Origin of the sequence: Pseudanabaena mucicola FACHB-723, from assembly GCF_014696385.1 — a bacterium.
In the GTDB taxonomy this organism is placed as follows: Bacteria; Cyanobacteriota; Cyanobacteriia; order Pseudanabaenales; family Pseudanabaenaceae; genus Pseudanabaena.
On sequence record NZ_JACJQB010000001.1, the window covers coordinates 308274 to 324717 of the forward strand.

Annotated in this window: 8 protein-coding genes; 2 read left to right on the forward strand and 6 right to left on the reverse strand. The window is 45.2% G+C overall.

The genetic code is table 11. From position 1 onward, the window contains the following. Positions 1–306: 306 nt before the first annotated feature. From H6F41_RS01360 to rpoB, 3 genes are all read right to left on the reverse strand, one after another. Positions 307–4284 carry a DNA-directed RNA polymerase subunit beta' gene (locus tag H6F41_RS01360; RefSeq protein ID WP_190401657.1) on the reverse strand — a complete coding sequence of 1326 codons (3978 nt, stop codon included), beginning with the start codon at positions 4282–4284 and terminating at the stop codon, positions 307–309. Positions 4285–4401: 117 nt separating this feature from the next. Next, positions 4402–6438, reverse strand: a complete 2037-nt coding sequence (gene rpoC1 / locus H6F41_RS01365) for a DNA-directed RNA polymerase subunit gamma (protein ID WP_190401658.1) — start codon at positions 6436–6438, stop codon at positions 4402–4404. Positions 6439–6667: 229 nt separating this feature from the next. Next, positions 6668–9970: a DNA-directed RNA polymerase subunit beta gene (gene rpoB / locus H6F41_RS01370; RefSeq protein WP_190401659.1), complete on the reverse strand. Its 3303-nt coding sequence runs from the start codon at positions 9968–9970 to the stop codon at positions 6668–6670. A gap of 321 nt (positions 9971–10291) precedes the next feature. On the opposite strand from rpoB, the gene gcvP reads away from it, so the two are divergent. Beyond that, on the forward strand, positions 10292–13264 hold the full coding sequence (gene gcvP, locus H6F41_RS01375; RefSeq protein ID WP_190401660.1) for an aminomethyl-transferring glycine dehydrogenase: 2973 nt from the start codon (positions 10292–10294) through the stop codon (positions 13262–13264). 111 nt (positions 13265–13375) lie between these two features. Here gcvP and H6F41_RS01380 read toward each other — a convergent pair whose 3' ends face one another. Genes H6F41_RS01380 through ndhL form a run of 3 tightly spaced genes read right to left on the reverse strand, consistent with a single transcriptional unit; the run spans position 13376 to position 15657 of the window. After that, positions 13376–15046 (reverse strand): hypothetical protein, encoded by a 1671-nt coding sequence (locus H6F41_RS01380; RefSeq protein ID WP_190401661.1) that lies wholly within the window; start codon positions 15044–15046, stop codon positions 13376–13378. Next, positions 15043–15396, reverse strand: a complete 354-nt coding sequence (locus H6F41_RS01385; RefSeq protein WP_190401662.1) for a DUF3007 family protein — start codon at positions 15394–15396, stop codon at positions 15043–15045. Before H6F41_RS01385 ends, H6F41_RS01380 begins: the two co-directional genes overlap by 4 nt. A gap of 33 nt (positions 15397–15429) precedes the next feature. Further along, positions 15430–15657 (reverse strand): NAD(P)H-quinone oxidoreductase subunit L, encoded by a 228-nt coding sequence (gene ndhL / locus H6F41_RS01390; protein WP_190401663.1) that lies wholly within the window; start codon positions 15655–15657, stop codon positions 15430–15432. A 142-nt stretch (positions 15658–15799) separates the two neighbouring features. Here ndhL and H6F41_RS01395 point away from each other — a divergent pair, with 142 nt between their 5' ends. Further along, a complete protein-coding gene (locus tag H6F41_RS01395) occupies positions 15800–16423 on the forward strand; it encodes a ribonuclease HII (RefSeq protein WP_190401664.1) in 624 nt (207 codons plus the stop codon). Positions 16424–16444: the final 21 nt, after the last annotated feature.

A 16444-nucleotide genomic window follows, 5' to 3' on the forward strand; every position in this document is an offset into this window, starting at 1 on the left:
AAGATACCTAAAAATTACCTATGCAAGGAATGCTGCAAAAGATTCAGTAAAAGCACAAGAACGATAATGTTAATACTGAGAACATCAGCAAGTATCGTATCTTTGGAACTAAAGATGGGGAGTGAAAGAATGGAGACTAGAACCAGTGGAGGATTTTTAGAAAGATTTCATGCCAGCGAGGGGTTTTCTTCAAAAACTGGTTTACTCGCTGTTGTTACTGCGATACTTGATCTTTCAATAGAATGTACCGTGCAATACATAAGATTAAAAAAAGAGAGTCCGCTGATGCGAACTCTCTTTTTTTAATTAATCTTCATCATCAAAATCATCATCTTCATCGTCTTCATCATCTTCAAACTCCACATCATCATCTACTAGCTCATCATCAAAGCTACGACGACTGCGAGGCTTATCAATAACGCGAATTGGCTCAATCCGAGGCTCAATGATTTGATAATTACGCGCAGTATTGTCATCAATGATCACATCATCCGCTTCTTCGTCATAGCCAAGATCTGGTTCATAGCCAGTCTCAACATCCACAATTGGCGTATCGTAAGCATTGAAACCAGTACCCGCAGGAATCAGACGACCAATAATCACGTTCTCCTTCAATCCGCGCAACCAGTCAGACTTACCTTCGATCGCGGCTTCCGTGAGAACACGTGTGGTTTCTTGGAAACTAGCTGCGGAGATAAAGCTGTCAGTATTCAAACTTGCTTTGGTAATGCCCATCAATACAGGTGTGTAATCCGCAGGCGCACCACCAGTGATTTCCATTGCTTCGTTGATTTGCTCAACTTGATGGAGTTCAACAAGCTCACCAGGCAGACGGGTAGTGTCACCACCATCCTCAATCCGCACCTTCGATGTCATCTGCTTAACGATTACCTCAATGTGCTTATCGGAAATATCTACACCCTGTGATTGATAAACCGACTGAACTTCATTCATCAAAAATTCTTGAACCTTTTGCAATCCAATCAGAGCGGCTTGGCGTACACCAAGGGATTCCTTGTAAGCGTGGAAATAGATATCAAGAATATCATGGGGATTAGCAGGCCCATCGGTAATTGCTTCACCTGCTGATACATGCTGACCATCGGAGATAATTACACTTTGACCAGCATTGAATGAGTAATCATCATCAACAATACCGTCATCGCCAACAATGCGTACTTCAGGATTATCATCAGAGTCATAGGTAACTTGAGCAGTACCCGATACCCGTGCAAGTACACACATTTCCTTCGGTTTACGTGCTTCAAGGAGTTCTTCAATCCGAGGTAGACCTTGGATAATATCGCCAGTTTTAGCACGCTCGAACACTAGCAATGCAATGTTGTCACCACGTTGCACAAGGTCAGCATCATGGATCTGCAACAATGCGCCTGGAGATACCAGATACGGACGACCGATACGGAATACAACTGTGCCGTTTTCGACCTTGAGAACTTGCCCTGATTCTTCGGTAATTACACCTTGCCCAATTTCATCCCCAGATCGCAACAAATCTCCAGGTTGAACAGTGGGATTAGGACAGGTTGTTGTAATACAATCTGCTTCTGTAACTACTAGCAAGCGGCGAACTATTTCCGAGCCTTGGCGAATTCCACGAATCTGGCCTGCTTTCTTACAAAGAATTTCGGTGCGAGCAACGACAGCACCAGGATCAATGCGATCGCCATCATTTACCAGCAAACGGGTGCGGGAATTAGTATGAGCAGGATCTCCAGAAGTATCTTGACGAATTACTAGAGACTCCAAAATTACTAATTGCAGACGTAGGCTACCAGGATCACTCTCGTTAGGAATAAACTCAATATCAGCCGCCAATTGAGGTGCATCAGTGTCAACTTCCAGCAATAGCTGAGTTTTCAATAGCTCAACACTATCAATCGCTTTAACGCGATCGCCATCTTTGTAAGGAATACGCTGTACAGCACGTAAGCCAATTGAACGACCTTCTTGATTAACTGATTCTTGGCTAGGAACCGTCGGTACATCAGGAACTTGGTACTCTTCAACAGGACGTAACAGTAACGCAGGCCCTTCAGTTGAATCCAGATATTCCACATAACGGAGTTCAGGTGAAGTTAACCCTGGCATAATCTCGGTACCTGGTTGAGCTAAAGTTCCATTCTTTTGCATGGCAGTTTGCGGATCATCAACCAAGTGTAAATCCCCTGGCTTGATCACAATTTCACGCAAAATGTCATTTTTTTGGAATACTTCAACCACTCCTGCGGTTTGGCTAAAGATATCTTTGACGACTTCAGTACCAGCTTCAATAAACTGGTTTTCTTCCACCATCAACAACGAAGCGTCTTTGTTAACTTCATGGGTTTCTTCAGGAACCCATAGTAAAGTTCCGCCCTTGACGACTTCATATCCCTGTTTGCCCTTGCTGCGCTTTGCAACTTCCACACCCGCAAACTTGATAATACCGCCACTCTTAGTGTGATAAGTATCATCAATCAATTCGGCAACTACTTGATTGTTAGTAAGTTTGGTTCCAGGGGAAGCCTTGAGCGAGAAGCTTTGTCCACCTTGGGTTTCGAGAACATAATGTTCACGCCCTTGGTAGCTTTCTTCCTTAACGATCGCTTGATCCAGTACCACTGAAGCAGTAATAATCTCAACTTCACGGTTATGGCGGCTATCTTCTTCGCTAAGGCGAACGACCCCTCCATGCTCGGTGATCAAGCGAGTTTCTGCTAATACATCACCTTCAGTGACATAGGCTTCATTTTTGACAGTCGGTTCCGCAGTTGGTGGCAAGTCATAGACTTCACCCGCTAAAACCCACACCCGTCCCTTTTCACCGCGAGCTACATAACTAGTATTACCTTGACGATCTTTCTTCTCTTCGATTGCCAAATCCGAAAACAAGACCTCACCTGCTAGACCAGTATTTAGGGCTTTAGTTGCCTTCTCCGTAGTTTTACGCGAAGTCTTACCTGTTGCCGAAACCTCAGCCATCATCTGAGACTTAGTAACTTTCTCTCCATCGCGAACTAACAGAGTTGAACCTTGGGTCACTGCATAACTGCGCTTACCTTCAGAACCTTCCAGACTAAAGTCACCATTAGATTCGACGATAAACGCATCTTCACCGTGACGAGTCCGCATTGGACGTACTTTTAGCTTCTTGCTATACTTGACCGTGCCATCAAAAGGAGCACGTTGTTGTTCCGCAACTTCCCCCGTAAATACACCACCAGTGTGGAAGGTACGCATGGTTAGCTGTGTTCCGGGTTCACCGATGGACTGAGCCGCAATAATGCCAACGGCCTCACCGATGTCAACAAGTTCTGCATGAGCCAAACTCCAGCCATAGCACATCTGACAAACCGATCGCGTCGATTCGCAGGTAAAGGCAGAACGCACACAGACTTCTTCAACACCAGCTTTTTGAACCGCCAAGGATAGATCTTCGGAAATCTCTTGGTTACGCATGACGATTACTTCGCCCGTTTGTGGATCAACAATGTCCTCGGCCGCCACACGACCAAATAGGCGATCGGATAGCTTGATCAGGGTCTTTTCCCCATCACGCATCGCTTTGAGCTTAATACCACGAGTTGTACCACAATCATTTTCGCGGACGATCACATCCTGAGATACGTCTACCAAACGACGAGTCAAGTATCCAGAGTCGGCCGTCCGTAACGCTGTATCTACCAGTCCCTTACGCGCACCATAGGATGAGATGATGTACTCCGTAACCGTCAAACCTTCGCGGAAATTAGTTTTAATTGGCAAGTCAATAATTTCCCCTTGGGGATCTGCCATCAAGCCACGCATACCGACTAGCTGACGCACCTGTGAGATATTGCCACGAGCTCCAGAGAACGCCATCATATAGACAGAGTTGAGCGGATTGTTACTGCGGAAGTTTTTAACTACTTCATCCTTGAGGTTTTCATTGGCAACATTCCATGTATCAATGACCTTTTGGAATCTTTCTACTTCCGTGATTTCGCCTCTTGTATAGCGGCTTTCCGTAGCCTCAATTTCCTGCTCAGCCGCAGCTAGTAGAGCTTTCTTGGTGGCAGGCACTTGCAAATCATCAATACTAATTGACACCCCCGCCTGTGTCGCATAGCGAAAGCCCAATTCTTTTAGTTTGTCAGCAACATGGGCAGCGCTGGTTGTACCGTAGTGAGTAAAAGCCCAAGCAATCAACTTTTTGAGTTGTCCCTTATCAATGGTGCGATTGATAAAACGCTGAGGTTGGGTTTCAGCAGGCGAATCAGTGCTGATAGTGGTGAAATCTGCCATGGTATTAAGCTGTTAAATAATCTTTTGAGTAATTAATCTGGAGAATCTATAAGTCCCACTTTGATTAAGAGAGACTTATAGATGTTTCTCCTTACAAAACAAGGACTAAGGTGGAGTTTAGCTAGCTAGAGATTCATAAATCGCTTGATTGAAAATCACACGACCCGCACTAGTTTTGATGTATTGAGAAATCAATCCACCTTCAGCATCTTCACGAATACGGCGAAATTCAAATTCTTTTACTTTTGTACCGTCCTCTAAAACTGTAACCTTTGGCTCTTCATTTTCCTTAGCTTCACCTTGACCTTCAACGATGCCCTCAAATCTCACCCAAACATTTGCATGGATATCAATTTCACCTTGCTCGTATGCCATCACCACATCATTGAAGTTGGAGAAATAACGCCCCAGTCCTTTTTGCTTATATGGATTTTCGGTGGTGAGATAGTAACAACCCAAAACCATATCTTGGCTGGGAGTCACAATCGGACGACCTGTTGCAGGAGAAAGGATATTGTTAGAAGCCAACATCAACAGACGAGCTTCAGCTTGGGCCTCGATCGATAATGGTACGTGAACTGCCATCTGGTCACCGTCAAAGTCAGCGTTAAACGCAGGACAGACTAGGGGGTGTAATTGAATCGCACGACCACTTACTAGTAATGGTTCAAAAGCTTGAATACCTAAACGGTGCAATGTCGGAGCACGGTTCAGCATAACGGGGTGTTCGCGGATCACATCCTCAAGAACATCCCAAACGGCTGGATCGTTACGCTGGATCAATTTCTTTGCAGCTTTGATGTTATTCACCAAACCTGTTTTAATCAAACGATGAATTACAAAGGGCTGGAATAGCTCGATCGCCATTTCCTTAGGCAAACCGCATTGGTGAATCTTGAGGTTAGGACCAACGACGATAACGGAACGACCAGAGTAGTCAACCCGTTTACCGAGCAAGTTTTGACGAAAACGACCTTGCTTACCTTCGATGATGTCAGACAGAGACTTAAGTGGACGGTTATTTGCGCCAACTACAGTCCGACCACGGCGACCGTTATCGATGAGAGCGTCTACCGCTTCTTGCAACATCCGTTTTTCGTTACGGACGATAATTTCAGGCGCAAGAATTTCTTGGAGCCTTGCTAAACGGTTGTTACGGTTGATCACGCGACGATAGAGATCATTCAAGTCGCTAGTGGCAAAGCGTCCACCATCAAGCTGTACCATCGGGCGCAAATCTGGCGGGATTACAGGAATAACATCTAATACCATCCAGTCTGGCTTAGAGCCTGTTGCTACAAAGTTATCAACCACACGTAAACGTTTGATCAGTTTGGCGCGTTTTTGCCCCTTAGAATTTTCAATATCATTACGGAGTCGCTCGGCTTCCTTTTCGAGATTGATATTTTGGAGTAATTGCTTGATTGCTTCAGCCCCAATTCCTACTTCAACGCCATCTAGGACTGGATCTTCGGCATAAATTTGATCCTCAAGATCAATCCATTGATCCTCAGAAAGTAATTGCTTATAGCTAAGACCATAGGCGCTGGCGATCGCTTCGCCAGCTTCTACTACTTTGCCTTCGGAAACTGTGGACACATGCTTAGGATGCAGATGGTAAGATCTCTCAATCCCATCAACACCACGAATACGAATTTCGCTACTATTGACGGAGACAATTACACCATCAACCTCAGATTGAATGCCAGGATTAAGGACAACGTAGGCATTAAAGTAAACAATTTGCTCAACATCACGCAAGGGGATATCTAGCAAAGTTGCCATATAGCTAGGAATACCCTTGAGATACCATACATGGGTAACGGAGGCAGCTAGCTTAATGAAGCCCATGCGATGGCGACGAACTCTTGATTCGGTTACTTCTACGCCGCAACGTTCGCAAACGATGCCACGATGGCGCACACGCTTATACTTGCCACAGTGACACTCCCAATCCTTTGCAGGACCAAAAATTCGCTCACAGAATAAGCCATCCATTTCGGGCTTAAGTGTGCGGTAGTTAATAGTCTCAGGTTTTGTGACTTCGCCAACCAAACTGCCATTTGGTAGGACTCTCTCGCCCCATTTACGAATGCGATCGGGTGATGCCAAGCCAATCTTGACATAGTCAAATCGCTGTTCCACTTTCGCCATACGTTACAACGTCCTTAAATTAAGTTCTTTAGGTTGAAAGCTGTTAGCTATTAGCGGTTAGCTTTTAGCTTTTTTATGATTGAATTGTGCTAGCTTGCATTGCGTAGCAAATCGCTGAATTGCAGCACCAAACTTGAGTTAGCTATTAAGGTTTAGCATTTAGCTATTAGCGTTTAGCTTGGATATTTCAAAAGCTAACAGCTAATAGCCAACCGCTAACAGCTAATTACTAATCATCATCCTCATCAAAGTTAATATCACTTCGATAGGCTGACTCATAGGTTGGACGGTTTGGAGTGCGGCGCGAGCCAGTGTCCACCATCAAATCCACTTCTGTATCTTGGTTACTACCATCTTCGGAGAGTTTGTGAACTGAAACATCTAAGCAAAGAGACTGAAGTTCGCGTACCAAAACCTTGAAGGATTCAGGTGTACCAGGACGAGGAATTGCATGTCCCTTAACGATCGCATTGAGCGCTTCATTACGTCCCGTCATATCGTCAGACTTGACTGTGAGCAATTCTTGAAGAATATAAGCCGCACCGAAAGCTTCCAGTGCCCATACTTCCATTTCTCCAAAGCGCTGACCACCCTGTTGAGCTTTACCACCGAGAGGTTGCTGGGTAACTAGAGAGTAAGGACCAGTCGAACGTGCGTGAATCTTGTCATCGACGAGGTGAACTAGTTTCAGCATATAAGCCTTACCAACGGTCACAGGCTGATCGAATGGCTCACCAGTACGTCCGTCATAGACTGTCAATTTACCGGGGAAACCATCATTGAAGATCCAGTCTTTGCCAGTGTGGTTACGGGCATGTTCTAGCTGACCATGTACCAACTCGCGAGAAGCCTCTTCACCGTACATTTCATCAAAAGGTACGATCTTAAAGCGGGCATTCAAGTTTTCCGCAGCCCAACCGAGCAAGCATTCAAACACCTGTCCGACGTTCATCCGAGAAGGCACACCTAGAGGGTTCAATACGATGTCAAGAGGAGTACCATCGGGCAAGAAAGGCATATCTTCCTTCGGTAGAATGCGGGAAATAATGCCCTTGTTGCCGTGACGACCTGCCATCTTATCGCCGACTTGGATCTTGCGCTTTTGAGCAACATAGACACGAACAACCATGTTTGCCCCCGGAGGAAGCTCATCGCCTTGTTCGCGAGTAAATACGCGCACATCAACGACACGACCCTTTTCACCGTTGGGTACACGCAAAGAGTTATCTCTTACATCCCTAGCTTTTTCACCAAAGATTGCTCTTAACAGCTTTTCTTCAGGTGGCTGATCAGATTCACCCTTAGGTGTGACCTTACCGACAAGGATTTCTCCAGAACTTACCCAAGCGCCAATGCGGATAATGCCCTGCTCATCAAGGTTACGTAGAGAGTCTTCACCAACGTTCGGAATTTCACGGGTGATTTCTTCGGGACCTAACTTGGTTTGACGCGCCTCAATTTCGTATTTTTCAACGTGAATCGAGGTGTAAACGTCATCAATTACGAGACGCTCATTAATCAAAATTGCGTCTTCGTAGTTGTAGCCTTCCCAAGGCATATAGGCAACCAGAATGTTCTGACCGAGGGCGATTTCACCACCTTCAGTTGCGGAGCCATCAGCAAGCACTTGCCCTGCTACGACCGTATCGCCAACCCATACCAGAGGACGCTGATTTAAGCAGGTATCTTGGTTTGATCGCTGATATTTTTGCAGACGGTAGATGCTTTCCAGTCCAGTATCATCAGCTTTAACGCGAATTTCATCGGCAGAGACATAGGAGACTTCACCTGTGACTCGCGAGACGATTACCATCCCTGAGTCACGCGCAGCTTGAGCTTCGAGTCCAGTACCAACGAGAGGACGCTCAGGACGCAAGAGAGGAACCGCTTGACGTTGCATGTTCGATCCCATCAGGGCGCGGTTAGCATCATCATGCTCAAGGAACGGAATCAGCGATGTTGCTACCGAGATGATCTGTACAGGAGAAACTGCAACATAGTCAATTTCTTCAGGTGTTGCTGTACCCCATTCTTGGCGGTAACGAATCGGTACAATTTCGTTAAAAATGTAACCGTCATCGTTAGTGGCTACGTCACCAGGAGCTACGCGGAATTCATCTTCTTCATCGGCAGTCATGTATACAGGTTCTTCGTTCTTGAGAACTTTGCCATTTTCGACTGCGTAATAAGGGGTTTCGATGAAGCCGTATTGATTCACACGAGCGTGAGTTGCCAAGGAACCGATCAGACCTGCGTTAGGTCCTTCAGGAGTCTCAATAGGGCAGATGCGACCATAGTGGCTAGGGTGAATATCTCGTACCGCAAAGCCTGCGCGTTCACGGGTCAAACCACCAGGACCAAGGGCGCTAAGACGACGCTTGTGGGTCAACTCAGCTAGGGGATTGGTCTGATCCATAAACTGAGATAGTTGGCTAGAACCAAAGAATTCTTTGATCGCGGCTACTAGTGGTTTGGGGTTAACCAAGGATGCAGGTGTTAATGCATCAACATCAGAGACAGTCATCCGTTCGCGAATGATCCGTTCTAGACGGTTTAAGCCAACACGAACTTGGTTTTGCAGTAGTTCACCAACTGACCTGACGCGACGGTTGCCTAAGTGGTCAATGTCGTCGATTTCACCGATATCAAATTTGAGGTTGATTAGGTAGTTAATCGCGGTGAGAATATCCTTCTCGGTCAATACCCGCATCGTGTCAGGGGTATTTAAGCGCAATTTCTTATTGAGCTTGTAACGTCCAACCTTTCCGAGGTCATAACGTTTGGGGTCAAAAAAGCGCGATCGCAAGAGTTCACGACCACCCGACTCGGTAGGTGGCTCACCCGGACGGAGCTTGCGATAAAGCTCTTTCAGTGCCTCGTCTTCGTCGAACTGACCTTCTTTATCAATTGTTTTCTGGAAATACTCACGGTGAGTAAGCGCATCAAGAATTTCCGCATCACTTAAGCCGATCGCTTTAAGTAATACCTGTGCGGAAAGTTTACGAGTTTTGTCAATGCGTACCCATACAAGATCATTCTTGTCGGTTTCAAACTTGAGCCATGCACCTCGGTTAGGAATCAGGCTAGCGTTGTAGGTACGGCGACCGTTCTTGTCAATCTCTTGCTTGTAATAAACCCCAGGGCTACGGACAATCTGATTGACGATGACTCGCTCAGCGCCATTGATGATAAAGGTTCCACGATCTGTCATCAGTGGCAGATCGCCAATAAAAACTTCTTGCTCTTTTATCTCTCCTGTTTCTTTATTAATAAGCCTTGTGGGAACGTACATCTGTACGGCATAGGTGGCATCCCGACGTTTGGACTCATCAACACTATATTTTGGACGCTTGAGTTTATAATCTTTGGCAATAAAATGGAGTTCCATTTTGCCCGTATAATCTGTAATCGGTGAGAAACTCTCAAGCTCTTCAATAAGTCCTTCTTCTAGGAACCATCGAAAACTCTCCCGCTGGATTTCTACAAGATCTGGTAGAACGAAGGCAGGAGTAACAAGAGTAGGCTTATTCATGCACTAATGACTGCAGTTTTAGTGGGCGGAGTACATGTCAAGACATACGTCAAGACATAAGCACATAATCATATCCTGTCTTTCTTTTAATTGTCAAGCAATTCTGATATTCATTTGACGAGTGCTGCGGTTGATACCTTCTTGTTATGCGTAGCACAAGCTATGCTGAACTACTGACTTAACACTTTGTAATAAGTTTGTAATAACATAGGGATTGGGTTTGCCGATCAATTGTCTTCTGCACTCAACACAACGCCATAGCTGCAATCAATTGCGATCGCAATTAGCCGCCCAAATTTTCTTCACCACAAACAGAATCGTATGCTGGAACCTTCTCTCGCCTTAACTAAATCCGATGCCAACATCAACGTCATTCCCGAAACATCATCATTGAAGGTTCCCGCTTTTTCTCTCAGCCAATCAGATCAAGACTATATTGGCGCATGTCTTAGCGATACAGATTTTGCTCCTACTGATAGCTTTATCAGTCGTCATATAGGCGCTACATCCTCAGAAATACAGCAAATGCTGGCGGCGATTGGCTGTAACTCACTGGATGAAATGATTGAAAAGACCGTACCTGCTGCCATCAGGATCAACAAGCCTTTGCAATTAGGAGAAGCCCGTGGGGAGCATGAATTACTACAGGAACTAAAAGCGATCGCCTCGAAAAACCAAGTTTGGCGCTCATATATTGGCACTGGTTATTACAACTGCATCACGCCACCAATTATTCAGCGCAATATTTTGGAAAATCCAGGTTGGTATACACAGTACACTCCATATCAAGCGGAAATTGCCCAAGGGCGTTTAGAGGCTTTGCTGAATTTTCAAACCATGATTATTGATTTGACGGGGCTGGAAATTGCCAATGCTTCGCTTTTGGATGAAGGAACGGCGGCGGCGGAAGCGATGACGATGGCGGCAGGTATTGCTAAGAATAAGGGCAATAAATTTTTTGTATCTGCGGATTGTCATCCGCAGACAATCGCCGTTGTCAAAACCCGTGCAATTCCTTTGGGGATTGAGGTAATTATTGGTAAGCACGATCAATTTAACTTTGACAAGGATTGCTTTGGCGCTTTACTACAATATCCTGCTAGTGATGGTGCAGTTTATGACTACAGCGATTGTGTTGCTCAGATTCATGCTCAGGGTGGTTTAGCAATTGTGGCGGCCGACTTATTGGCTCTAACCTTGATCAAAGCTCCTGCGGAATTTGGCGTAGATATTGCGATCGGTAGCGCCCAGAGATTTGGCGTTCCCTTGGGTTATGGTGGCCCCCATGCAGCATATATGGCAACTAAGGAAACTTACAAGCGCCAAATGCCAGGTCGAATGATCGGGGTTTCTAAGGATGTGCATGGTCGTCCTGCGTTGCGTTTAGCATTGCAAACCCGCGAGCAACACATTCGTCGTGATAAAGCAACGAGCAATATTTGTACGGCGCAAGTTTTACTTGCGATCATGGCTAGCATGTATGCCGTTTACCATGGTGCAGAAGGGCTTAAACGTATTGCTAAACGGGTACATTTACTAACATCGACTCTTGCTCAATCTCTCGAAAAGCTAGGACATAAAGTTTCCCATCAAGCTTTCTTCGATACGATTCGTGTGGAAGTAAAGGGGATTTCTAATGATGAATTCAAAGCAAGAGCGGCGGCAAAACAAATTAATTTGCGCTACCTTGCTGATGGTGTGATCGCAATTAGTCTTGATGAAACTGTTACTAAGCAGGATTTAGTTGATTTAATTGAGATTTGTGGCGGACAAGAAATTGCGATCGCAACAAATCAGCAATTTGTAATTCCTGACTCTCTAACTCGCAATACTCCCTACCTAACCCACCCCGTCTTTAACTCTTACCATTCGGAATCGGAGTTGCTGCGTTACATTCATCGTCTGCAATCTAAGGATCTATCCCTAACCACATCGATGATTCCTCTCGGTTCCTGCACGATGAAATTAAATGCAACCTCGGAAATGCTGCCTGTAACATGGGCTGAGTTTGCCAATATTCATCCCTTTGCACCGCTCGAACAAACCCAAGGCTATCAAATTCTTTTTCAGCAATTAGAAACTTGGCTATCGGAAATCACTGGGTTTGCGGGTGTATCGCTGCAACCTAACGCAGGCTCGCAGGGTGAATATGCAGGCTTACTTACCATCCGCGAATATCATCAACACCGTGGGCAAACCAATCGCCATATTTGCTTAATTCCGACTTCGGCGCATGGCACAAACCCCGCCAGCGCTGTTATGGCAGGCATGAAAGTAGTTACGGTTAATTGTGATCGCGAAGGCAATATTGATATTGAAGATCTCAAGGCAAAGGCAAAAAAATATCAACATGAGCTAGCGGCGCTCATGATCACTTACCCATCAACCCATGGCGTATTTGAAGAATCCATTAAGGATATTTGCGACACCATCCACTATTACGGTGGGCAAGTATATATGGATGGGGCAAACATGAATGCCCAAGTCGGCCTTTGTCGTCCCGGCGACATCGGCGCAGATGTTTGTCACCTTAACCTGCACAAAACCTTCTGCATTCCCCATGGTGGTGGTGGACCTGGCATGGGACCAATTTGCGTTGCGCCGCAGCTATTACCATTTTTGCCCAAGCATCCTTTTAACGGTAATCCTGAACAAACCACCATCTCGGCGGCTCCTTGGGGGAGTGCCAGCATTCTTACGATCTCTTGGGTATATATTGCTTTGATGGGAGGTAAGGGTTTGAAATTAGCGACAGAAGTGGCTATTTTGAACGCTAACTATATGGCGCAACGTCTTGCACCGCATTACCCCATTCTGTATACAGGGAAAAATGGCTTAGTTGCCCATGAATGTATTATCGATCTGCATGACTGTAAGGCGATCGCAGGGATTGAGGTGGATGATATCGCCAAACGCTTGATGGACTATGGTTTTCATGCGCCAACTGTCTCTTGGCCAGTGGCGGGAACGATGATGATCGAGCCAACGGAAAGTGAGTCTAAGGCAGAGCTAGATCGCTACTGTGATGCGATGATTGCCATTAAGCAAGAAGTGAATGTGATCGCAGATGGAAGTATGGATAGACTAGATAATCCGCTCAAAAATGCGCCCCATACTGCCGAAATTTTGCTTGCTAATGATTGGACGCATCCCTACACCCGCCATCAGGCAGCCTATCCTGCGCCTTGGCTAAAGGAACACAAGTTTTGGACAAGTGTGGGACGGATTGACAATGCCTTTGGCGATCGCAATTTTGTTTGCTCTTGTTTACCCATCGAAGCCTACGCCGAATAATTACAAATGTAACTATCGCCAGCATTGCTACAACACAAAACCAGAAGGCGAGTTGCGGCGCAAAGCGCTGTAACTCGCATCCTCAAATAAAAGCCCTGCATTGCAGGGCTTTTATTTGAGGATAATTACTTCACCGCGTTCACTTGCCATTTGAAACTCCTCGCCAAAATCACAATTTGCTGGCTCTCCAAGCTGAATATTTCGCTCAAATTCTGTTAGGGCTGGGTTAACTTCTAGTGATCGCAAACAAAGCGACAGGCGAGTAATTTCGATCGCCTCTTCGACGACATCGCAACCAAATAAATTGTGTTGCAAGATATGGGCGATGATTTCCGTTGGTGTTTGATGCACAATGGTCTCCGCATCCTGAGAAAATTTTGTGATTAGATAATGAATACGTTCATGCTCGGACAACAAAAACTCTAAAGCTGTGGAGAGAAATACACCTGCGCCACATTTAGGATGCAAGATTTTAATTTTTAATAAACGCTGTTGATATGCTTGGCAATATGCCAAGGTGTCTTGGGTGAGTTGGGACTCTGGATCTTGATTTTGCTTGGAAATTGCTAAATGTTGCTGCAATGTCCGAATCACCGATTCACTTTGCAAAATGGTTTTACAGGGAAGTTTGGGGATACGACGCTTGCTGAGATTGCTTAAATCTTTGCGATATTGGGATAACTCTCTGATCGACTCATCAAAGAGGCAAGTAAGAATGTGGCGCGTGATATCTTCGCAAAAGTCAAATCGGGCAATCTCTTTAATCTGGCGGCATAATTCATCACCGACGAAGAGAGCTTGATCTAAAATGCGATCGCACTCGAATAGACTAATCGGATAGGCGTTAACTGGACTGTGATAGTTAGGATTGCCATTTTGTACCCAACTAAATATGGCTTTGTAATTTTCCCAAATCGGTTGCTCTATATAAGGATTGACAAATTCATAGGCATCTTTGATCAGGTTTTCAGGCAATAACTCCCGATCTTCACAGTAGGCAACAAATAAAATTCGGTTTAGCAGCTTTTGGGCTTGATAGATGGCGATTGCGATCGCATTTTCCAGCTTGAGATTGAGATTATTGTCAGTGTCTTCGGCGGGGTGAGCGAGCAACTGTAACCGATAGCGAAAGTCCTTAATCAGTTGGCTACGGATTTTGTAATAGTGGCTATAAAAATTTTTGAGAACCTCAGACTCTAGTTGGTGCGATTCTTCCAGCAGATGGGTTGTGCGTGAGCGCTCTTCACTATTAGCAATCCCCCTTAGCAAAGTACGTCTCGATAGCAAAAAATAAAAAGCTTTGAGCTGCTCTAGGTCTGCCAACGAGTCCCAAGTAAAACGCTGACAAAATAGGCTCGATACTTGCCGATGATAAAGGCATATTTCTCGATAGTCCAAGACTATGAGCCATTCTGTCGTGTCATGGGCTGGCTCTGGTTTGACGATTGCCCCCTCTTCGGCTGTATTTACCCGAATTTCAGCAATAACATTCGCAGAATCTTCCTTAAAAAAGCCAAGGGCAGGATGGGGATGCAATTCTAATTCCCATGTGCCACCATTGCTCTCGAAAGGTGATTTATAGCCGAGAATGTCCACAAAAATATCATGGAGAAACTGAGCTTCAGCAATTAAATTCGATGGCTCACCGTCGTTGGCAAAGCATAGCCATTTTTGGATAATTTGAAAACGATCGCCTAAATCTCTCGGAAAGCCAAAGGAACTAATCCGCTTGGCAAGCGGCTTAGGATGAAATAGAGAATAATAGGGCGATCGCTGATTCATTCATCTTTGACGACATTTTTGACAACATCTTCGGACATGGTTTGCACTGCTAACTTTTCTGCTTCGACTTCAGACAGCAAACGTTCGCGCTCTTCGGGAGACATTTCTTCTAATTGCTTAGTCAACACTGCTTTTTTGTATTCATCGAGCTGTTGGTTATAGGTCATCGTTTGGGTAACTGCCCGAAATACATAGGTGGAAATCCAAGCGATGAGTACACCGACTAGAACGACTTGGCTCCATACACCTGCATTGATTACATCAAATCCAGAGGTACGAAACACCCAAAAGGCAATGCCACCAAATCCAAAGAAGGCAACCATAATTGCGATGGCATCAATGCGGCGCATAGTTTTAGTCTCTCAGATATTTTTTATGAAAATTTAAATTTCTCGCATCTGAGGTCGAAAGTTAAAAAATGGGGAGAGCAGCAGGAGTCCAGGAAAAAAGAAAAATGCTAGAAAACAGAGAAATACCCTTTCTAAGGAGCCAGTTTTATACCAACGGGCTTTGAAGTAAAACAAAACGATCAGAGGGATCACCAGTAAATATGTACCTGCGATCGCGGCATAGACAATTGGGGCAATCGGGAGGGAAAGGAGCAAAGACATATTTCTAGATAGGATTGTGTAGATTTATCTATCTAAAGATTGTAACAGTATCGGAATCGCCATACCCAAAAAGGTGATAGGGATTACGCTTTAAGATTTAGGATGGCTACATTGGCCTTGAGAATTCTTGCTGAGCTGGTTTATGAACGCACAAGAGATCCGATCACTAGAAATTGAAAATTATCCCGTGGCTGGTGTGGACGAAGTAGGACGTGGGGCGCTTTTTGGTGATGTCGTGGCGGCGGCAGTAATTTTACCCGTTGAGCAATGGGAGCATCTCATTAATTCAGGTGTAACCGATAGTAAAAAGCTATCGCCAAAACGGCGCGAACAATTAGATTTGCTAATTCGTGAAATTGCGATCGCAGTCGAAATTGGGACTGCTTCGGTCACCGAGATTGATGAAATGAATATTCTTGCTGCTAGTCTCTTGGCAATGGAGCGGGCGATCGCCAAATTACAGACCCAGCCTAAACATTGCTTAATTGATGGCAATCAGCTTTTACGGTTTCAACTCATTGAGCCAATCACCCAAACGACGGTGATCAAAGGTGACTCTTTATCAATATCAATTGCCGCTGCGAGTATCGTCGCAAAGGTATGGCGCGATCGCAAAATGTTGGAACTAGCAGAAATCTATACAGGCTATGATATTGCTACCAATAAGGGCTATGGCACTGCCAAACATCGATCTGCGATCGCAAAGTTAGGCTACAGCGAGTTACACCGCAAAACGTTTAAAATCAAACCTGCGATCGCAAAGTAATCACAAGCAATCCATTGGTTA

Coding starts and splice junctions, on each gene's coding strand:
- rpoB (WP_190401659.1), bottom strand. CDS start 9,970: ATGAATAAGCCTACTCTTGTTACTCCTGCCTTCGTTCTACCAGATCTT.
- ndhL (WP_190401663.1), bottom strand. CDS start 15,657: ATGTCTTTGCTCCTTTCCCTCCCGATTGCCCCAATTGTCTATGCCGCG.
- H6F41_RS01380 (WP_190401661.1), bottom strand. CDS start 15,046: ATGAATCAGCGATCGCCCTATTATTCTCTATTTCATCCTAAGCCGCTT.
- H6F41_RS01360 (WP_190401657.1), bottom strand. CDS start 4,284: ATGGCAGATTTCACCACTATCAGCACTGATTCGCCTGCTGAAACCCAA.
- gcvP (WP_190401660.1), top strand. CDS start 10,292: ATGCTGGAACCTTCTCTCGCCTTAACTAAATCCGATGCCAACATCAAC.
- H6F41_RS01385 (WP_190401662.1), bottom strand. CDS start 15,396: ATGCGCCGCATTGATGCCATCGCAATTATGGTTGCCTTCTTTGGATTT.
- H6F41_RS01395 (WP_190401664.1), top strand. CDS start 15,800: ATGAACGCACAAGAGATCCGATCACTAGAAATTGAAAATTATCCCGTG.
- rpoC1 (WP_190401658.1), bottom strand. CDS start 6,438: ATGGCGAAAGTGGAACAGCGATTTGACTATGTCAAGATTGGCTTGGCA.